Source organism: Chryseobacterium polytrichastri, from assembly GCF_900142445.1.
In the GTDB taxonomy this organism is placed as follows: Bacteria; Bacteroidota; Bacteroidia; order Flavobacteriales; family Weeksellaceae; genus Chryseobacterium; species Chryseobacterium polytrichastri.
On record NZ_FRAV01000001.1, the window covers coordinates 86,484 to 107,479 of the forward strand.

21 protein-coding genes and 1 tRNA gene are annotated in these 20,996 nt (G+C 33.6%); 21 read left to right on the forward strand and 1 reads right to left on the reverse strand.

What is annotated here, in order from left to right; translation table 11 throughout:
* The first annotated feature begins 1 nt into the window (after position 1).
* From BUB80_RS00360 to BUB80_RS00400, 10 genes are all read left to right on the forward strand, one after another.
* Positions 2 to 3,148, forward strand: a complete 3,147-nt coding sequence (locus BUB80_RS00360) for an efflux RND transporter permease subunit (protein WP_073289868.1) — start codon at positions 2 to 4, stop codon at positions 3,146 to 3,148.
* 6 nt (positions 3,149 to 3,154) lie between these two features.
* Positions 3,155 to 4,570: a TolC family protein gene (locus BUB80_RS00365; protein WP_073289870.1), complete on the forward strand. Its 1,416-nt coding sequence runs from the start codon at positions 3,155 to 3,157 to the stop codon at positions 4,568 to 4,570.
* Positions 4,571 to 4,836: 266 nt separating this feature from the next.
* A tRNA-Ala gene (locus BUB80_RS00370) sits at positions 4,837 to 4,910 on the forward strand.
* Positions 4,911 to 5,036: 126 nt separating this feature from the next.
* Positions 5,037 to 5,573, forward strand: a complete 537-nt coding sequence (locus tag BUB80_RS00375) for a HEPN domain-containing protein (RefSeq protein WP_073289871.1) — start codon at positions 5,037 to 5,039, stop codon at positions 5,571 to 5,573.
* Positions 5,574 to 5,925: 352 nt separating this feature from the next.
* Complete coding sequence (locus tag BUB80_RS23780; protein WP_228433619.1) at positions 5,926 to 6,081, forward strand: bacteriocin-like protein; 156 nt, start codon at positions 5,926 to 5,928, stop codon at positions 6,079 to 6,081.
* 327 nt (positions 6,082 to 6,408) lie between these two features.
* Complete coding sequence (locus BUB80_RS24105; RefSeq protein WP_449384802.1) at positions 6,409 to 6,582, forward strand: bacteriocin-like protein; 174 nt, start codon at positions 6,409 to 6,411, stop codon at positions 6,580 to 6,582.
* Between the two features lie 377 nt (positions 6,583 to 6,959).
* The gene (locus BUB80_RS00380) at positions 6,960 to 7,814 is read left to right on the forward strand and encodes a helix-turn-helix domain-containing protein (protein WP_175549544.1); all 855 of its coding nucleotides are present in this window, start codon (positions 6,960 to 6,962) and stop codon (positions 7,812 to 7,814) included.
* Between the two features lie 137 nt (positions 7,815 to 7,951).
* Complete coding sequence (locus tag BUB80_RS00385; protein ID WP_073289873.1) at positions 7,952 to 8,380, forward strand: nuclear transport factor 2 family protein; 429 nt, start codon at positions 7,952 to 7,954, stop codon at positions 8,378 to 8,380.
* Between the two features lie 173 nt (positions 8,381 to 8,553).
* Positions 8,554 to 9,660, forward strand: a complete 1,107-nt coding sequence (locus BUB80_RS23230) for a nuclear transport factor 2 family protein (RefSeq protein WP_083546960.1) — start codon at positions 8,554 to 8,556, stop codon at positions 9,658 to 9,660.
* A gap of 215 nt (positions 9,661 to 9,875) precedes the next feature.
* Positions 9,876 to 10,250 (forward strand): hypothetical protein, encoded by a 375-nt coding sequence (locus BUB80_RS00400; RefSeq protein ID WP_073289874.1) that lies wholly within the window; start codon positions 9,876 to 9,878, stop codon positions 10,248 to 10,250.
* A gap of 78 nt (positions 10,251 to 10,328) precedes the next feature.
* Here BUB80_RS00400 and BUB80_RS00405 read toward each other — a convergent pair whose 3' ends face one another.
* Positions 10,329 to 10,988: a hypothetical protein gene (locus tag BUB80_RS00405; RefSeq protein ID WP_073289875.1), complete on the reverse strand. Its 660-nt coding sequence runs from the start codon at positions 10,986 to 10,988 to the stop codon at positions 10,329 to 10,331.
* Positions 10,989 to 11,139: 151 nt separating this feature from the next.
* On the opposite strand from BUB80_RS00405, the gene BUB80_RS00410 reads away from it, so the two are divergent.
* The 11 genes from BUB80_RS00410 to hisC all read left to right on the forward strand — a co-directional run bounded on the left by BUB80_RS00410 (position 11,140) and on the right by hisC (position 20,968).
* The gene (locus BUB80_RS00410) at positions 11,140 to 11,712 is read left to right on the forward strand and encodes a C40 family peptidase (protein ID WP_139262461.1); all 573 of its coding nucleotides are present in this window, start codon (positions 11,140 to 11,142) and stop codon (positions 11,710 to 11,712) included.
* Between the two features lie 31 nt (positions 11,713 to 11,743).
* Positions 11,744 to 12,070: a LytR/AlgR family response regulator transcription factor gene (locus tag BUB80_RS00415; protein WP_073289876.1), complete on the forward strand. Its 327-nt coding sequence runs from the start codon at positions 11,744 to 11,746 to the stop codon at positions 12,068 to 12,070.
* A 108-nt stretch (positions 12,071 to 12,178) separates the two neighbouring features.
* Positions 12,179 to 12,553, forward strand: a complete 375-nt coding sequence (locus tag BUB80_RS00420; protein ID WP_073289877.1) for a DUF2255 family protein — start codon at positions 12,179 to 12,181, stop codon at positions 12,551 to 12,553.
* A 169-nt stretch (positions 12,554 to 12,722) separates the two neighbouring features.
* Complete coding sequence (locus tag BUB80_RS00425) at positions 12,723 to 13,535, forward strand: 2,3,4,5-tetrahydropyridine-2,6-dicarboxylate N-succinyltransferase (protein ID WP_073289878.1); 813 nt, start codon at positions 12,723 to 12,725, stop codon at positions 13,533 to 13,535.
* Positions 13,536 to 13,566: 31 nt separating this feature from the next.
* Positions 13,567 to 14,736, forward strand: coding sequence for a glycosyltransferase family 87 protein (locus BUB80_RS00430; RefSeq protein ID WP_073289879.1), 1,170 nt, complete (start codon positions 13,567 to 13,569; stop codon positions 14,734 to 14,736).
* Between the two features lie 6 nt (positions 14,737 to 14,742).
* Positions 14,743 to 15,675 (forward strand): glycosyltransferase family 2 protein, encoded by a 933-nt coding sequence (locus BUB80_RS00435; RefSeq protein WP_073289880.1) that lies wholly within the window; start codon positions 14,743 to 14,745, stop codon positions 15,673 to 15,675.
* The gene (locus BUB80_RS00440) at positions 15,675 to 16,451 is read left to right on the forward strand and encodes a polysaccharide deacetylase family protein (RefSeq protein WP_073289881.1); all 777 of its coding nucleotides are present in this window, start codon (positions 15,675 to 15,677) and stop codon (positions 16,449 to 16,451) included. Before BUB80_RS00435 ends, BUB80_RS00440 begins: the two co-directional genes overlap by 1 nt.
* Complete coding sequence (locus tag BUB80_RS00445; protein WP_073289882.1) at positions 16,448 to 17,545, forward strand: glycosyltransferase family 4 protein; 1,098 nt, start codon at positions 16,448 to 16,450, stop codon at positions 17,543 to 17,545. The genes BUB80_RS00440 and BUB80_RS00445 overlap by 4 nt, the downstream gene beginning before the upstream one ends.
* A gap of 248 nt (positions 17,546 to 17,793) precedes the next feature.
* The gene (gene hisG / locus BUB80_RS00450) at positions 17,794 to 18,651 is read left to right on the forward strand and encodes an ATP phosphoribosyltransferase (RefSeq protein WP_073289890.1); all 858 of its coding nucleotides are present in this window, start codon (positions 17,794 to 17,796) and stop codon (positions 18,649 to 18,651) included.
* A 1-nt stretch (position 18,652) separates the two neighbouring features.
* Positions 18,653 to 19,930, forward strand: a complete 1,278-nt coding sequence (gene hisD / locus BUB80_RS00455) for a histidinol dehydrogenase (RefSeq protein ID WP_073289892.1) — start codon at positions 18,653 to 18,655, stop codon at positions 19,928 to 19,930.
* 3 nt (positions 19,931 to 19,933) lie between these two features.
* Positions 19,934 to 20,968: a histidinol-phosphate transaminase gene (gene hisC, locus BUB80_RS00460; RefSeq protein ID WP_073289894.1), complete on the forward strand. Its 1,035-nt coding sequence runs from the start codon at positions 19,934 to 19,936 to the stop codon at positions 20,966 to 20,968.
* The last annotated feature ends 28 nt before the right edge of the window (positions 20,969 to 20,996 follow it).

The window sequence follows — 20,996 nt, forward strand, 5'->3', positions numbered from 1 at the left end:
CATGATAAAGAACTTTATTAACAGACCGGTTTTATCCACCGTAATCTCAATTTTGATTGTGATTCTCGGTGTTTTGGGATTGATATCCCTGCCAGTCACACAGTATCCTGATATTGCGCCTCCTACAGTAAGTGTTACAGCAAACTATACCGGAGCCAATGCGGAAACCGTGATGAAAAGTGTTGTGGTACCGTTGGAAGAGCAGATCAATGGGGTGGAAGGAATGGATTACATTACTTCCAGTGCAGGAAATGATGGTTCAGCACAGATTCAGGTATTTTTTAAACAAGGGATTGACCCGGATATTGCTGCGGTAAACGTACAGAACCGTGTTACCAGAGCAACTCCACTACTTCCAAGTGAAGTAACGCGTTCTGGAGTTGTAACACAGAAACAGCAAACGAGTGCTTTGATGTATATGTCTTTCTATTCTGAGAATAAAGATTTAGATGATGTATATCTTCAAAACTTTTTGAATATCAACGTTATTCCAAGCTTGAAAAGGATTAATGGAGTAGGTGATGCCAACGTTTTCGGGGGTAAAAACTACTCAATGAGAGTTTGGTTGGATCCTTCAAAAATGGCAGCGTACGGATTAACTCCGGATGATGTTACTGCAGCGATCAATGAGCAGAGTAGAGAAGCTGCCGCTGGTTCTATAGGACAAAACAGTGGAAGTTCTTTCGAATATATCATTAAGTATGTCGGAAAATTCAACGAAAAAGATCAATACGATAATATTATCATTAAAGCGCTGCCGGATGGTCAGAATTTAATGCTGAAAGATGTTGCTAAAGTTGAACTGGCAGGGCAGTCTTACACTGGAGTCGGGGAAAATGGAAACTATCCATCCATCAGTATGGGGATCTTCCAGACGCCGGGTTCTAATGCTCAGGAGATCATCAAAAATATTAAAACGTATCTGAAATCAGCAGAAGGAAGTTTCCCTAAAGGCGTAAAATATACTTTTAACTTTGATACCAATGAATTCTTGGATGCATCTATTGAAAAGGTAGTTCATACCTTAATTGAAGCATTTATCTTAGTATTTATTGTGGTTTATATCTTCTTACAGGATTTCAGATCTACTTTAATTCCGGCCATTGCGGTTCCGGTATCTATTGTAGGAGCGTTCTTCTTCCTGAATTTATTTGGATATTCATTAAACCTTTTAACGTTATTCGCATTAGTTCTTGCAATTGGTATTGTGGTGGATGATGCGATTGTCGTCGTCGAGGCTGTACATGCCAAGATGGAACATGGTATTTCCGATGCCAAGAAAGCAACGGTAGAAGCGATGGATGAGATCACAGGAGCTATTATCTCTATTACATTGGTAATGGCAGCGGTATTCGTTCCGGTAACGTTTATTACAGGTCCAACAGGAGTTTTCTACCAACAGTTTGGTATTACCTTGATTATTGCGATTATTATTTCGGCAGTCAATGCATTAACGTTGAGTCCGGTTTTATGTTCATTATTCTTAAAACCTCACACAGAGCATCATGCAGAATACAAGAGCATGAATTTCCTTCAGAAGTTTTTCTATAAGTTTAATATCGCTTTTAAAACAACTACAGAACGTTACGGAAGAGGATTTGTATTCTTATTAAGACATAAATGGGTAACGTTAATCATCTTTGCGGTGACAGGTGCTATTCTATTTTGGGCGAATTCTACAATGAAGAAAGGTTTCGTACCTACTGAAGATAGAGGGATCATCTTTACCGATGTACAGCTTCCTCCAGGGGCTTCAATGGAAAGAACATACAATGTTTTGAAAACGCTTCAGGCGAATGCAATGAAAGTTCCGGGAGTACAAAACGTTACCATTTCTACAGGTAGAGGTTTCTTATCAGGAAATGGGAGTAATAACGGTCTTGCTTTCATTAAGTTAAAACCATTTGAAGAAAGGAAAAGCGGAGGTCAGACCTCTGAAGATATTACTAAAAGACTATTTGGTATTTCAGGTAAAGTTCCGGATGCGAAAGTAGTATTTTTCCAACCACCGAGTGTACCAGGTTTTGGTAACAGTGCTGGTTTTGAAATGGTATTGTTGGATAAATCAGGAGGTGAATATGCCGACCTAGATAATAAAACAAACGAGTTCATTGGAAAATTGATGCAAAGACCCGAAATTGAATTTGCTCAATCTTCATTTAATACAAAATATCCTCAGTATCAAATGGACATCAATGTTCCTTTGGCTAAACAAGTAGGTGTTTCTGTAAGTACGATCTTAAGTACAATGCAGGGATATATTGGAGGGGTTTACACGGCTGACTTCACGAAATACGGAAAACAGTTCAGAGTAATGGTTCAGGCGCTTCCAGATAACAGAAAGAGCATTGAGAATTTAAATGAATTGTATGTAAGAACTGGTTCTGGAGTAATGTCACCAATTTCTCAGTTTGTTACGCTTAAAAAAGCATACGGTCCACAATCGGTTAGTAGATATAACTTGTTTACTTCCGTGAAGATTACAGGAGCCAACTCAGCAGGATTCAGTTCCGGAGATGCGATTACAGCGGTTCAGGATGTAGCGAAAGAAACATTAAATCAAAATTACGATGTAGAGTTTACGGGGTTAACAAGAGAAGAATTAAATTCCGGATCTCAAACATTATTGATCTTTGGTTTAAGTTTAGTATTCGTTTACTTCATTCTTTCTGCGCAGTATGAAAGTTATATTCTTCCTTTGGTGGTGGTAATTTCTCTTCCTCTTGGGGTAATGGGAGCTTATTTTGGTCAAAAAATAATGGGCTTGGAAAACAATATTTATTTCCAGATCGCTTTGATCATGTTGGTAGGATTGCTCGCAAAAAATGCCATCTTGATTATTGAATTTGCTGTCCAGAGAAGGCATCACGGGGAAACCATTGTTATGTCTGCCATCAATGCTGCAAAAGCGAGGTTAAGACCAATTTTGATGACGTCATTTGCTTTTATCTTTGGTTTATTACCATTGGTGTTGGCAAGCGGAATTGGAGCAGTGGGTAACCGATCTATTGCAACGGGTGCAGCAATTGGATTATTAATAGGTACAATTTTAGGACTTTTTGTAATTCCTGTATTGTATGTGATTTTCCAAACCTTACAAGAAAAGGTGAAGCCTATTAAAAGAGAAGACATCAATTTAGCAGAATAAAAAATAATGAAGAGTTTATTAAACATCATAAAAGGAATAACTTTTTCAGTCGCAATTCTTGCAGCCGTTTCATCTTGTATGGCGAGGAAAGAATATGAAAGACCGAAAAATGTTGTTGACGAAAAGCTTTTCCGTACAGATATGCTTCCTACAGACAGTGTTAGTATCGCGAATGTTTCTTGGAAAGAAATTTTTACCGATCCAATACTTCAAGGGCATATTTCAAAAGCTTTAGAAAATAATTTAGATATAAGAATTGCCCTGCAGAGTATTACTTCTGCAGAGGCTTATTTGAAGCAGAGTAAGGCTGCTTATGCGCCTACAATTTCTGTAGGGCCTAACTATACTTTCCAGACACAGTCTATCAATACACAATTTGGACAGATTCTTGGAGAAAGACGGTATGTAAATCAATACGATATCACCGGAAGCATTGGCTGGGAAGCGGATATCTGGGGTAAACTGAAAGCTCAGGAAAAAGCTCAGTTGGCGACTTATTTAGGAACAGTAGCTGCTCATAAAGCAGTAAAAAGCAGTTTGATTGCATCTGTTGCTTCTGCATATTATCAATTGTTGACGTTTGATTCTCAGAAAAAAATTATTACTGAGACCATCGCTGTTCGTGAGAAAAACTATGAAACCACTAAGGCCTTGAAAATATCAGGAACGGTTACAGAAGTTGCTGTTCAACAAAGTGAGGCATTGGTTTTCAATGCACAATCTATGTTGATTGATATTGATACTCAGATTCAGTCATTAGAAAATACAATGAGCTTGTTAATGGGAGAACCTTCTCACGCGATTGAAAGATCAACGTTGGAAACTCAGAAAATTCCTATTGATCTGAAATTAGGATATCCGGCTCAATTGTTAGCAAACCGTCCAGACGTAATGCAGGCAGAATACAGTTTGATGAATGCTTTTGAATTAACCAATTCTGCAAAAGCTCAGTTTTATCCTACGTTGAAAATTACAGGAAGTGGAGGGGTACAGTCTGTAGATATTGATCATTTATTCAGTGTAAACTCTTTATTTGCAAGTGTAGTTGGAGGCTTACTTCAGCCTGTTTTAAATAAGAGAACGATCAGAACGAATTATGAAGTAAGTTTAGCCAATAAGGAAACTGCCTATTTGAACTTCAGAAAAACGGTTCTTACCGCTGGAAAAGAAGTTTCTGATGCGATAAGAGTTTTCTCTGTTCAGGATTCTTTTATTGAGTTAAAAGAAAAAGAATTGAATGCTTACAAAAAATCTGTAGATTATTCTCAGGAATTGGTAAACTATGGGATGGCCAATTATCTTGAAGTATTGAATGCCAGCGTAAATTCATTAAACGCCGAGTTGAATATTTCAAATGCAGAATACAGTAAAATGAAAGCCGGAATAGACCTTTACCAAGCTTTGGGAGGCGGATGGCAATAATGAATATTGTATAAATTATAAAAATCGCATGTTAAAATTAACATGCGGTTTTTTGTTTATTATGAAAGTGAATACGACTAATAAAAAGAAATACAATTACTGATAAAGAATTGACAGTTAAATGATTTCGTTTTTACTATATCGTTTGTAGAAAATTGAAAAGGATGATTATCGCATAGCTAATTAGGGTTTTAATTAAATTTTATTCAATTAAAAACTTGTATATATGGTTTAAATACTTACTTTTGTACCGCTTCGAAAAACAAGGGGGATTGGCGCAGTTGGCTAGCGCGTTTGACTGGCAGTCAAAAGGTCACGGGTTCGAATCCCGTATTCTCCACAACACCTAAAGTCGTATTTAATACGGTTTTAGGTGTTTTTTTTGAATTGAATAAACCTTTAGTATTTACGGGTTTCCATGAAAGACTAACTCTTTTAAATAATATATTTGCTGGAAATTATAACCATGAAAAAAGCATTTGTATTTTTCACTATTTTATCTGCGACTCTAGCCTTTTCTCAGGAATTTATTTTAACTGAAGATAATTACAAATTAAAAGATGATAATTCAAAAAATTATACTGTTCTAGATTTTCCTGGAAAAAACAAAGAGGAGTTATTTATTTTGACAAAAAAATATATTTCATCAAATTATAGGGGCGTTGAAAATGAAAAATATAAAGAGGTAGTAAATGAACAGATTATTTCAGACATTACAAGCTTAACTTCTAGAACTATTTTTATAAGTAAAAAAGGGCCGAACATTTGGAGGGTAGTGAACAGTTATGAGATTAATTTTAAAGATTTTAAAATTATGATTCGTCCTACTTTTTTACACCTTGTCAATACCGATAATAACACAAAAACTACAATTGGAGCATTCTACGATAGTCGTGGAATATTACGTTTGCAAAATGCAACATATTTTGTAGATGCTTTTACGAATACTTTCGTAAGAAATCTAAAAAAAGAAATTCTTGATGGTAAAACTAATGATTGGTAAAATAAGAGATAGGAGGAAGAATTAATACATATGAAAAATCTTAATTTCAAATGTAAGTTCTCTGATCTCATGACGACCAATTTTATTGAAGATTGTTTTATTAAATATCATTTATAGAAGGCTGATAGAGAAAGCAGTTTAATTATATAGGAGTCTGAAAAAATTTACAATCCAACAACAAAGCAACACAATACATCTTTTTTGACGGAGATTTTATGTTTCATAATTTAGTATTTATAATTAGTAGTGATTTTCTGTAAAGGATTTCTATTGGGAAATAATTTACAAAAAAAATAAATCATTACATCGGGAATATTACTATATTTGGAATTCAACAAATTAAAATTATAACATGAAAAATTTAAAGAAAATCTCTAAGGAGAAATTAAGAAGTATTAATGGCGGCCAAAAACTATGTCTACCGGGACAAATAGAAATGCATTGTCCAGGCGTAGATAATCCACAATGCTATTGGAAAGAAAATACAATGGAATGCCCTGATTTATAAAATACATCCCCTCAATTTGAGGGGATTTTTATTTAATTCTAGTTCTAATTTTTTCAATTTCTATTTTAGTTGAAATTTAATCTTATGCTAATTACTTTTTATCTGGAGAATTTACTTTTACGTTAGACGCATAAGCTATAGAGCTTGGTAAAGAATTAGAAAAAAGCTATACCCCCAACATAATAAGGATATAAAATCTGCTTTAACGATATTTAAACTTCATACAATTAAGCTGGAATTTAAGGTTGTCATAATTTTTCTATTATTTTAAATCTGTAATTGGTGAATAATTATTATGTTTAGCACTCAACAAATTAAAATTATAACATGAAAAATTTCAAAAAAATTTCTAGAGAAGAACTTAAAAAAGTAAATGGAGGAGCTGATAAATGTGGCCCTGGATTTATATTAAAATGCGACTCATTTGGTCAATGTGATTCAAGCACTGGTTTGGAGGATTGCATTTGTATATGCATTCATATCAATACACCTCCATTATAGTGTTTTTTACACGTCCTATAGAAGTGTATTTAAAAAAATGAATTACCCTCTCTTTAGAGGTTAATTCATTTTTTTTGCAGTTTATTCTTTAATATATTAACAAATAATATTGAATTAATAATAATTTTCAGTCAGCATTCGCTCAGAAATATTATTTTTGTGAGATGGAGCTAGGCCAGGAAATCTTATTTTTTTTTAGTGCGTTAGGGGTGTTTAATGGATTCATTATTAGCATTTATCTGTTGTTGTTTAAGAAATCGAAAACTCCAACATCTTATTTTTTCGGATTACTGCTGCTCGTCCTGTCTATTAGGATTGTTAAATCTATCTTTCTGTATTTCTATCTGGACTTACCCCTTATTTATATTCAAATAGGATTGTCAGCTTGCTTTATGATTGGTCCGTCATTGTATTACTTTACGAAATCTGCATTGATTGAACCTGAAAAAACACCTGTTGTATGGAAACGGACTTATTGGGGGTGGTTTTTAGCGATTGTTCTATTCGGTATTACTTTTCCCTATCAAAATAATCCACATGTCTGGAAATACCTTTGTCCGCAGCTGATTTATGTTCAATGGTCAGTTTTTGTAATCCTGTCGGGATGGCAACTTAGAGGATTATTTGCTAAATTATTTAACTCAACAGAAAAATTATCGGAGACTGAAAAATCACTATTATCGATTTTCATTGGAGTTTTAATTATTCATATTGCTTTTGTTTTATCCATAATGGGAGCCTTTAAGGGGATGTATATTAGTGGAGCGCTCTTCTTTTCTTTCATTTTATACTTGAACATTCCGCTGTTTATCAACAGAAAAAAAAGCAATACCGTCTTTTTGGTAGATCAGGATGAAAAACGATATGTTAATAAGAAGATTTTAGACGAATATGCACTGCCTTTAACAGAAAAACTTGAAAGAATAATTACAGAGCAGGAATTGTATAAAAATCCAGATCTTAAATTAGGTGATCTGGCTAAAAAAATGAATATTTCTACACATCAGCTCTCGCAATTACTCAATGATAATTTAGGAAAGAGTTTTACTGTTTATATTAATGAATACCGCATAGAAGAGGCTTGCCAACTGATGGTAAGAGAACATGCGATTAAGCTTGAAGCCATAGGATATGAGGTAGGATTCAATTCTAAATCTACTTTTTACGCTGCATTTAAAAAACATAAAAATACCACACCTAAAGGCTACAAAGAACAGCTTTCGGCGAGTTAACATATCTTTATTTCGTATGGTTTTATAAATTGAAACTCCTGATTTTTAAAATCAGAACCTCGTAGATTTTCTTTTTCTATAGTTTTGGATCATTCCAATAATGGGATAAAAATTTAACTCATTTTAATCCAAAAACAATGAAGAAACTCTTTCTTTTATTCTATCTATTTACTGGCTCACTCGTTATTTCCGCTCAACAAAGACAATCAGATAAACAACTGATCAGGAAAGTCCTTACAAACTATATCGAGGGAAGGAATAATGGAGATACAGCACGTTTGTCAAGTGCATTTCATCCTCAAGCAGATCTTCGCTCGCGCGATGAAAAAACCGGGAAGCTTATGATTTGGCCTATTGCCGATTATATCAACAGGTTTACTCCCGGAGCAAAAATTAACTGCACTGGAAAAATTATTTCTATCAATATAGCAGGAAACGCGGCTCAGGCAAAAATTAAACTTTACTATCCTGATAAGACGTATGCAGACTATTTTAACCTGCTAAAGATCGATGAAAAATGGGTAATTGCCAGTAAGATATTTTCCATTTACCCAGCTCGTCAGTAGATCTCATTTCCTTTTTTACTAATAGAATACACTCTAGAGGAGATGATTCGTCCTATTTTATAAATTGAAACTTCTGATGTTAATACTCAGGACCTCTTGGATTTTCTATTCCTGTAATTTTGGACTACTCCAATAAAGGAACAATTTTTTAACTCATTTTTAATTCAAAAACTATGAAAAAACTCTTACTTTTCATTTACCTATTTACTTGTTCAATCCTTACTTTTGGTCAACAAGAGCAATCTGATACAGAACTTATCAGGATAGTCCTCACCAATTATATTGAAGGAAAAATTAACAGCGATACAGCCCGCTTATCAAGTGCCTTTCACGAAAAAGCAGATTTTCGGTATCGTGATCTAAAAAGTGGGAAGCTTGTCATTTGGCCCACTGCCGATTATGTTCGCTCATTCACACCGGGGAAAAAGAATAATTTTAAAGGCAAAATCATTTCCATTAATATTGCAGGAACTGCTGCTCAGGCAAAAGTGGATATCATGTATCCTAACGCGACCTATGCAGATTATATGAACCTGCTGAAAATAGATGGTAAATGGGCTATTGCCAATAAGGTACTCGGCCAACATGCCATTCGTAGAAAGGTATTGTTTATTACGACCAGTCATGAAAAATTGGGCAACAGTGGTGAAAAGACAGGGTATCATTTCGGAGAAGTAGCTCAGGCTTATAAACCTTTTTATGAAGCAGGCTATGATGTCGATTTTGCCAGTCCTAAAGGAGGTAAAACCTACCATTATGGGGCTGATATGAATAATGAAACAGATGCTTGGTTTATGCAGAATATTGAGGCTACTGATAAATTGTTTAATGCGCTAAGACTATCTGAAATCGTACCTGAAAAATATGATGCCGTTTATTTTGCGGGTGGTCACGGCGTAATGTGGGATTTGGCTAATCATACTACCAGTGAAATGATTACAAGAAAGATCTATGAAAATAACGGAATAGTGGGTGCGGTATGTCACGGGCCTGCTGCGATAACGAATGTAAAACTTTCTAATGGCGAATTTTTAGTTCAAGGCAAAGTATTGACTTCATTTACCAATAAGGAAGAAAAATACATTAAACTGCATAAGATAGTGCCCTTTTTACTACAGGATGAACTAGAAAGAAAAGGCGGTGTATTTAAATCTGTTGACAATTGGCAGCCAAATGTGCAGGTAGATCAGCGTCTGGTTACAGGGCAAAATCCTGCTTCTACAGGAAAACTGGCAGAGGAGATGATTCGCCTTCTGGCAAGTAAATCTGATGTAAAATAAAAATAATAAGCCTAAAATTCGTGAATTTTTCAAAATAACGTATCGAGTTTAAAATAAAAATGCACAAAAAGTGCACAAATTAAATTAATATTATATATTTGCCAGATTCTTAAAGTATATAGATAAATATTTTAAGATATAAGAGGTAGAATAGTGGTTTTTCCATATTCACCATAAAATATCAGAATTTATTCCATATAACTATTATAAAAACTATGAAGAAACTATTTTTACTCTTGTTTACCGCTTTTTTGTTTGTTGGTTGTAGCTCTGATGACGATACGATTTACGATTTTATCGGAACATGGTCTGGAACTTATGATGGAAGTGACAAAGGCGATTTTAATTTTGTGGTCGCTAGTGACGGAAAACTAACAGGGACGATGCATTCTACAGTAAAAAATGAAAATTATGTTATTTCAGGAAAGGTAACGGATGCAGGAGATATTACCGGAGTAGTAGGTTCACCTTCAGATGGTGACTTTCATGGGGCTTTAACAAGAGATAAAAAAGGAAGCGGAGGCTGGACGAATTCTGTGCCTACCCCTTCAAGATCTGGAACTTGGTCTGGAGAAAAGAATAAGCAATAAGATTATTATTACAATATACAAAAAGACTATTCGCTTGGATAGTCTTTTTTTTTGTTTTAAATCTGTAAAAGTGATTTCCTAATCTAATTCATTTACAAACCCCATATTCAAAATTTCTTCCTTCTTTTTTGCAATCATTAAATAAAGAATCACATCCTCTTCCAGAAAATGTTTTCCAAAAGATATTTTTTTCTGGTGTTCTAATAAAATGGCTTCTTCAAAAGATTCTGTTGTATAGTTTTCACAATCCACTTTTATAGTCAGCATTACCACTTCATCACAGGGTAATTGATTTTCAATAGAAAGGTTATTTTCTGCCGAATCTAAAGAAATTGAAGCCCTGTTTTCAAAATTAGGTTTTATGCCAAATTGAAATTTTCTGAGGAGAAGTTTTCCTTTTTTTGTAATCATTCCTTTGGCAACATTTCTTTTTCCTCTTTCTGAAATGAGGTCTAAATCTTTAATCTCTGTCATCAATTTGGCAAATTTCTGATAGAGTAGAGGATCTTCAGCCTTTTTAATATAGGGCTCTAAAGCCTGTCTTATAATCTTTCCAACTTTTGAACAATGGCCGAATTCGGAGCTGTTTTGTCGCACTTTTTCATAAGCAGGACTTTTCTTAAAAGCCGTTTTATTGAACCCGCTTTTCTTTCGAACAACATTTTTGCCATTCAAAGTATAAAAAACGAGGTCGCCAACAGCACCTTTAATTTTAATTAGACTTTCATAGGTTGCCATATCCAAAATTGAATTCAAATATAATGATAATTAGTTGAATATCAAATTTTAACATATATTTAGTATATAGTTCTAGTATAGTTTAAACATAATTTAAATATAAAATGTATATTTGTAAATAATTAGCTACAGTGTTAAAAATCAGATGAATATGAAAATGGGATTATTTAAAGACAACTTACAAATAAAGCAGCTATCTGTTTTACTGATTGCATCTTCACTTATTATTTCTTGCGGAAGTTCAAAAAGTGTTGCGAGTAAAAGAAACACAAGCAATAAAACAATTGCTAAATCTGAAAACATCAGAAAGTTAGATTCCAAGTTCGACGGAAAAGTCCCTAAATCCATCAATAGTGTTTTGAAAGATGCTGAAAAGTATATGGGAACACCTTATAAATTTGGAGGCAATACTTCTTCAGGATTTGATTGTTCAGGCTTTACTGTAAAAGTTTTTGAAGAAAATGATTTTAACCTGCCGCGTAGATCCTCCGATCAGGCAGAAGCAGGTCAAAAAATAGATATCACTGAGGTAAAACCGGGAGATCTTCTGTTTTTCGCTACAGCTGGAGGAAGCAGGGTTTCACATGTAGGAATTGTTCATGATATCAGTACAGATGGGGAAGTGAAATTTATTCATGCCTCCACTTCAAAAGGTGTTATCATTTCTTCATTGAATGAAAAATACTGGAATAAAGCATACCTGCACGCACAAAGAGTTTTGTGAAAAGTATCAATTGCAGAAGAAAATAACGAAGATGAAAAATAAAACTTTTGCTTTCATTAAAACTGATAAGAAATTTGTTAAACTTTTCTTTGATGATATCACGGCTATAAAAGGACTAGGGAACTACGTTGAAATTTACACAACTTCTGATAAAAAATACATTTACTATAAAACGCTTAAGGACTTAATTGAAAGTCTTCCGGATGAATTCATGCGAATTCATAATTCTTATATCGTCAATTTAACAAACATTCACTCATTCGAAGACAACCATATCATATGTAAGGATTTAAAATTAACGGTCGCTAAAAGTTATCGGGAATGTTTAATGAATACTTTGCAGAAGATGATGTTGTAATCCATCTACATTAGTAATTAGGCTAACGGAATAATATTTTCTGCAGACCGAATAATAATATTTTCTGATATTTATATTCACTTTAGTTTTGTTAAAAATTAAAGCAAAATGAATAAAAAAAAAGCCTTAGATTATATTCAAACTCATAATCTGATAGGAATAAAAGCTGGTGCAGATCGCTCTTCTTTTTTAGAAATTTGGATGGTTGTAATTAATGATCGAATTTTTGCAAGGTCTTGGGGATTAGCTGAAAAAAGCTGGTACAATAGTTTTCTACAAAATCCAAAAGGCCAGATACAGTGTGGCAATCTTATTCTTAATATCAACACTAGAGTTCCGACAGATAATGATGCACTTACAGATGCTATTAATAATGCCTATCTAACGAAATACAATTCCGAGCACAATATGGAGTACGCCAAAGGAATAATCCAAACGAAACATATTGAAAAAACAATGGAGTTCATTATTGATGAATCATGATACATCTTTCGCGAGGTGTCTATATTAAGATAATTTAATGATAAACTTCAGAGCTTTCTCGTAGAATTCAACTTGTATACTATAACAATCTTTTGTATTTTTATCGACTCAAATAACGGGCACGTAAGGTTGTGTTGGTTATTAAGAAAAAATAATTTAAAACAGAAATATGTCGTTACAACAAACAATTGAAAACATTTGGGACAATAGAGATTTACTACAAAATGGAGACAGTAAAAAGGCAATAAGAGAAGTAGTTTCTTTATTAGATTCTGGAGAACTTCGTGTTGCTGAACCTACAGAAAACGGATGGCAGGTAAATGAATGGGTAAAAAAAGCTGTAGTAATGTATTTCCCAATTCAGACAATGGAAACTATTGAGGTAGGTCCGTTTGAATTTCATGACAAAATTCCTTTGAAGAGAAATTATGCTGAAAAAGGAGTGAGAGTTGTACCTCATGCAATTGCAAGAGAAGGTTCTTACATTGCTCCAGGAGTAATTTTGATGCCTTCTTATGTAAATATTGGAGCGTATGTAGATTCAGGAACAATGGTTGATACTTGGGCTACGGTAGGAAGTTGCGCACAGATTGGTAAAAACGTTCACTTAAGCGGTGGTGTTGGAATCGGTGGTGTTTTAGAACCTCTTCAAGCGGCACCGGTAATCATTGAAGATGATTGTTTCATCGGATCAAGATGTATCGTTGTAGAAGGAGTTCACGTGGAAAGAGAAGCGGTTTTAGGAGCGAATGTTGTTTTAACTGCATCTACAAAAATTATTGATGTAACAGGTCCTGAACCTATTGAAATCAAGGGAAGAGTTCCTGCACGTTCAGTAGTAATTCCTGGAAGTTATACAAGACAATATCCGGCTGGAGAATATCAGGTTCCTTGTGCTTTGATCATTGGTCAGAGAAAAGAATCTACAGATAAAAAAACGTCTCTTAATGATGCGTTGAGAGAGAATAATGTAGCGGTTTAAGATTAATTCTTTACACTAATACCACGCAATTTTGAAAGAAAAATTTCTTAAGATACTATTAAACCCTAAATATATATTTGGGGTTTATCTTATTATATCGGTTGTTACCGCAATTTCTAAATACTTGAGAGGTGATTATGCAATCAATAATTATCTGATTTTTAAGAATGTATTTTTTAATACACTTCATAAAAAAAATCTTTATCTACAATATTTAGATCTTTATCAGGATTCCAATCATTACGGAATTTTTTTTAGTGCGTTAATAGCACCATTTGCTTTAATGCCGGATTGGATTGGGATTTGTCTTTGGAATGTAGCCAATACAGCCATTTTCCTATATGCTATTCATAAGTTACCACTGTCTGATCCTAAAAAGGCTTTATTTGCTTTATTATGTTTACAGGAATATATCACTTCATCTCTTTATTTTCAGTTCAACATAGCCTTAGTAGCTCTTTTAATATTGGCAGCTATCTATGTATATGAAAATAAAGAAGTAAAATCTGTAACAGCAACCTTAGTAGGAGTATTTGTAAAAGTATACGGAATTGTTGGGCTTGCTCAGTTTTTCTTTGTGAAAAATAAATTCAAATATATTCTTTCAGGTCTTATCGTTGCTGTACTTTTTTTTGCCATACCTATGCTATTTTCAAGTCCGGCATTTGTCATTCAGAGTTATGCAGATTGGTTCCAGTCCTTATCAGAGAAAAACGGACAGAATCAAGGTTTAACTTCTTATCAGGATATTTCTTTAATGGGAGTTGTGAGAAGAATTGCAGGAGATGCTGATATCTCAAATCTATATTTTTTAGGATTTGGAATCCCTATATTTTTATTACCTTATATAAGAATTAAACAATATAAGAACTATGCATTTCAGTTAATGATATTGGCTTCTACATTGCTGTTTCTTGTATTATTCAGTTCCAGCTCAGAATCTCCTACGTATATTATTGCAGTTGCAGGAGTGATGATTTGGTTTTTTATTCAGAAAGAGAGGTCTTCTTTAGCAATAGGATTACTCATTTTTGTAATTCTTTTGACTTGTTTTTCGACTTCAGATTTATTCCCGAAATACGTTAAAGAACATTTCATACATAAATATTCTTTAAAAGCTGTACCTTGCATTGTCGTTTGGTTTAGGGTTATTTATGAGCTTTTAACCAAAGATTTTGAAAAAAATTATAGTCTCAATTAATTATTTATGAAGAAGATTTCTATCGTGATTCCCGCTTATAACGAAGAAGGAAATGTTGCCATGATCCATCAGAAAATCAAAGAGGTTTTTGAAGGGTTAAGCAATTATGATTTTGAAATTATATTCGTTAATGATGGCAGTAGAGACAATACGCAGCAAAAATTAGAACAACTTTCTCAGGAGTTTAGCGAAGTTAAGTTTATTGAGTTTTCAAGAAATTTTGGACACCAGCCGGCTGTAAAAGCAGGAATGGATAATGCTTATGGAAACGCTGTCATTTCAATGGATGGCGATCTGCAGCATCCGCCTGAACTGATTCCGGATATGATTAAAAAATGGGAAGAAGGCAATGATATTGTTTTTACCATCAGAACGTATCCAAAAGAAATTTCTTTATTTAAAAGAAAAACGTCAGACTTTTTCTATAAACTTTTATCAAGCCTTTCTGATGTAAACCTTACAAAAGGAGGTGGTTCAGACTTTAGATTAATGGATGCCAATGCGGTAGAAGTGATGCGAGGTTTCAATGAAGATGACCTTTTTCTGAGAGGATTAACAAGTTGGATGGGTTTCAAGCAAACAGGAATCGAATTTACAGCGTGTGAAAGATTATCCGGAGAAAGCAGCTATAACCTAAAGAAAATGATCACTTTTGCTTTTACAGGAATTACAGCTTTCAGTGTAAAACCGTTGTCAATTGCGGCTTATCTCGGGTTTATATTCTCTGCATTTTCAGTGGTTGGATATGGCTTGTATGTCTTGTATGCATTCATTGCTAAAACAGAGATCTCGGGTTGGGCATCTTTAATTATGACCATCGTTTTCTTTGGTGGATTACAATTAATTATCTTGGGAATAATCGGAATTTATTTAGGTAAGATCTTTAAAGAAGTAAAGCAAAGACCTAATTATATTATAAAAAATAAAAATTTTCAATAATGGTTTTATTAAGTTTTGACATTGAAGAATTTGATATGCCATTCGAATATAAAGGTGAAATATCCTTTGAAAAGCAGATCTCTATCTCACAAAACGGACTAGAAAGAATACTTGATATTCTTAAAAAATATAATGCAAAAGCTACCTTTTTTTCGACTGTAGTTTTTGCGGAAAACAGTAAGCATCTTATCGAAAGATTGCTAAAGGAAGGTCACGAATTGGCTTCTCATACATGGTTTCATTCTGAATTTGAAGAGAAACATTTAAAAGAATCCAAAGAAAAACTAGAAGAATTGTTTTCTACGAAAGTAACAGGATTAAGAATGCCGAGAATGATGCCTGTAGATGAAAAAGAAGTTGAAAAAGCAGGATATTCTTACAATTCATCTGTAAATCCTACTTTTCTTCCGGGAAGATATAATAACTTAAAAGTTTCAAGAACCTATTTTAAAGAAGGAAATGTAACACAGATTCCGGCTTCGGTTTCGCCTAACTTTAGAATTCCCTTATTTTGGCTGAGCTTTCATAATTTCCCATTATCATTTTATAAAAAACTGGCTTCAGATACCTTAAAGAAAGATAATTATCTTAATGTTTATTTCCATCCATGGGAGTTTGCAGAGATTAAAGATGAAGCATTTAGATTGCCTGGTTTTACAGTGAAAAACTCAGGAAAAGATATGGTAAAAAGGTTTGATGAGTTTGTTTCTTGGTTAAAAAGTAAAAACTATTCATTCGGAACATTTCAGGAATTTCAAAAACAAATAGAATCATGAAAATAGCTTTCGATGCCAAACGTTTCTTTCACAACACCTCAGGATTAGGAAATTATTCAAGAGATCTGGTGAAAATTATTGCTCAATATTTTCCTGAAAACGAATACCTTTTACTCAATAAAAATAAATCTGAAAGAGGTTCTGCTATTCTTGAAAATGCTAATGTTCAGTTTGTTGAAACATCAAAAGGAACAATGTCTCGCCAACTCAAAATGGGAAAAGATGCACAAAAGCAAAATGCAGATATTTTCCATGGTTTGTCGGGTGAATTACCTTTAAAATGGGACAAAAAGCCAATCAAAAAAGTGGTAACAATTCACGATTTAATCTTCGTTCGTTATCCTCAATATTACTCTTTTTTTGATCGGAAAATCCACTTGTGGAAGTTCAAAAAAGCCGCTCAAACTGCCGATAAAATCATTGCGATTTCTGAACAGACGAAAAGGGATATTATTGAATATTTAAAAGTTCCTGAAGGTAAAATTGAAGTCATTTATCAAGGTTGTCATCATGCTTTTAAAGAACAGCAATCAGAAGAATTTATTCAACAAACAAAAGAAAAATTCAACCTTCCTGAGAGATTTATTCTTAATGTGGGAACCATTGAAGATCGTAAAAATTTGTTGAATGTTGTAAAAGGCATCGACAAAACAGAAATTCCATTAGTGGTTGTCGGAAGAAAAACAAAATATTACAGTAAAATAGAGCAATACATCAAGAAAAATAAAATGGAGAAACAAGTTCATTTTCTTGAAGGAGTTTCTATGGATGAGCTTGCTGTGATTTACAAATTAGCCGATATTTTTGTCTATCCAAGTTTCTTTGAAGGTTTTGGAATTCCTGTAATTGAAGCTTTATTTTCAAAAACGGTTGCCATTACAAGCAATACAAGTTGTCTTCCTGAAGCGGGAGGAAAAGACTCTGTTTATATTGATCCTAAAAATTATTTAGATATTCAGTCAAAAATAAAATTTTTATGGGCTAATGAGTCGGAAAGAAAACGCCGTGCTGATAAGGGTTTTGAGTTTGTTCAGAAGTTTAATGACGAACCAATTGCCAATGAATTAATGAACCTTTATCAAAAAATTCTGTAGAAAAACCTTTGAAGTTTAAAAATAAGTTCTACATTTGTACCATAAAATTCAACAATGAAACCCAATTTTTTAACACTACATCATTATTATCATCATCTCTGTTAGACGGAATTGATTGATATAAACATGTGTTAAAATCAAAAATATTTAAAACCGTCTGAGTAATAGACGGTTTTTTTGTTTCTAAATTTCTCGGGAATTTCTTTTCAATAATCAGTTTTTATTTACTCAGACTCAATGTAGAAAAAATGAGTAAATTAAAAATTGCAATCCAAAAAAGCGGTCGGCTTTACGAAGATTCTTTACAACTTCTGAAAGACTGTGGTATTTTCGTTAACAACGGAAAAGATCAGCTTAAAGTTTCGGTAGATAACTTTCCAATGGAGATCATGTACCTTCGAAATTCAGATATTCCTCAGTATTTGGAAGATGGTGTGGTAGATATTGCCATCGTTGGGGAGAATCTTTTGGTAGAAAAACAAAAAAAGATCGACATTATTCAGGAGCTTGGATTTTCAAAATGCAGGGTCTCACTTGCTGTTCCTAAAGAAATTGAAACGAATGATTTGAGCTATTTTCAGAATAAAAAGATAGCGACTTCTTATCCGAATACCCTTAAAGAGTTTTTAACGAAAAATAATATCTCTGCGGATATCCACGTTATTTCAGGCTCTGTAGAAATTGCTCCGAATATTGGTTTGGCAGATGGGATTTGTGATATTGTAAGCTCTGGAAGTACCTTATTTAAAAACGGATTAAGAGAAACGGTTACCTTATTGAAATCGGAAGCTGTATTGGCTAAAACACCGAATCTCAATCAGGAAAAAGAACTCATTCTTGAAAAATTCTTATTCAGAATTCAGTCTGTTTTAAAAGCAAAAAATTCAAAATACATTTTGATGAATGTTCCCAATGCAAAGATTGCGGATATTTCTAAAATACTTCCGGTCCTTAAAAGTCCGACGGTTATTCCTTTGGCTGAAGAAGGCTGGAGCAGTATCCATTCTGTGATCAACGAAGACCGATTCTGGGATGTTATTGATGAATTAAAAGAAAATGGAGCACAGGATATTTTAATTATTCCAATCGATAAAATGGTGATTTAATATGAAAATAGATCAATATCCCAATCAGGAAAAGTGGCAGGAACTTACAAAGCGACCAGCTTTTACAAGAGAAGAAATCTCAAAAACAATTAGAGATATTTTCTCAGAAGTAGAAAAAAATGGAGACAAAGCATTGCTTGAATTCAACAAAAAATTTGATTCTGCAGAGGTTGAAAATATCACCGTTTCAATAGAAGAGATTGAAAATTCGAAAAGTTTGGTGAGTCAAGAATTGAAAGAAGCAATTCAACAGGCTAAAGAAAATATTACAAAATTTCACGCTTCTCAACAATCTGACATTGAAAAAATAGAAACAACAAAAGGAGTAGTTTGTTGGCGAGAAAACAGAGCCATTGAAAAAGTAGGAATCTATATTCCGGGAGGAACAGCGCCTTTATTTTCAACTGTTTTAATGTTGGCAATTCCAGCTCAGTTAGCAGGTTGTAAAGAGATTGTATTGTGCAGTCCGCCAGATAAAAATGGAAATATTAATCCTGCGATTCTGTATGCTGCTCAACTTTGTGGTGTTGCAAAAATATGTAAAACAGGCGGGGCGCAAGCGATTGCAGCGATGACGTTGAGAACAGAAAGTATTCCGAATGTTTATAAAATTTTTGGACCTGGAAATCAGTTTGTTGTTGCAGCGAAAGAATATGCTCAAAATTATGGAGTTGCCATTGATATGCCTGCGGGACCAAGTGAAGTTTTAGTGATTGCAGACGAGCAAGCTATTCCCGTATTTTGTGCTGCAGATTTACTTTCACAGGCGGAACATGGAAGTGATAGTCAGGTGATTTTTATATCAACGGATGTAAAAGTTTTCAACGAAACGATTGAAGAAATAGAAAAGCAGGTTAAAGAACTTCCAAGAAATGAGTTTGCTCAACAATCGTTGAATAACAGCCATTTTATTCTTCTTAATACTATTGAAGAAGCCATCGAATTCAGCAATTTATATGCTCCGGAACACCTTATTTTAGCGTTGAATGATTTTGAAAGATATATTCCATCTATTCAAAATGCAGGTTCAGTTTTTCTGGGAAATTATTCATGTGAAAGCGCCGGAGATTATGCAAGCGGAACCAATCACACACTTCCTACCAACGGTTTTGCAAAGAATTACAGCGGCGTTTCTTTAGACAGTTTTGTGAAGAAGATTACTTTTCAACATTTGTCGAAAGAAGGACTTCAAAATTTAGGAAAAACAATAGAAATCATGGCAGCAGCAGAAGGATTAGTTGCTCACAAAAATGCCGTTACCATCCGATTAAATCAATAAAAAATGAAACAATTTACCTTAAATAATTTCGTTCGAAACAACATTTTAGCATTACAGCCTTACATCAGTTTTAGAGATCATAATGAATTCAAAGCACCAATTTTAATGGATGCTAATGAAAGTCCGTTTGGAGAGTTTAACCGTTATCCGGATTCTACTCAGAAAAGGCTTAAAAATAAATTGTCGGAGTTTAAAAATATTTCGTCAAATCAAATTGCTGTTGGAAATGGGAGTGATGAATTGATTGATCTAATTATTAAGATTTTCTGTGAGCCTAAAAAAGACTCGATCCTAATGATGAATCCGTCTTTTGCGATGTACGGATTTTATGCTACTATTAATGAAAACACAGTGGTAAAGCTCGATTTAAACGAAAATTTTCAAATCGAAAAACAACAATTTTTAAAAGTTACGCGAGAAAATCAACCAAAAATATTCTTTTTATGCTCTCCAAATAATCCTACAGGAAACAGTATTCAAGATATTGAATTTTATATTCAAAATTTTGATGGAATTGTTGTTGTAGACGAAGCTTATATTGAATTTTCAGATCAGAAATCGAGTCTTGAACTTCTTGAAAAATATCCTAACCTTATTGTTCTCCAAACGTTTTCAAAAGCTTGGGGAATGGCTGGCGCAAGAGTGGGAATTGCATATGCCAGTGAAGAAATTATTACGTTGATTAATACGGTAAAAGCTCCTTATAATGTCAATTCTTTAAGTCAGGAATTGGTTTTAAATGTGATTGATGATCAATATCAATTCAATCAAAACTTGAATAATATTTTTGAGGAAAGAGAATGGTTAAAAAATGAATTTCAAGATATAAATTGTATTACAAAAGTCTTTCCTACTGATGCCAATTTCTTTTTAATTGAATTTGAAGATGTTGAAAAAGTATATCAAACCCTTTTGGATAAAGAAGTTTTGACAAGCAAAAGAACTCCTCAAATTCCAAATTGCATCAGAATTAATATTGGAAACAGAGAAGAAAACATTCAATTAATTCAGGTTTTAAAGAAGTCTGAAACCTTATAGGTTTTGAAAACCTATAAGGTCTGATAGA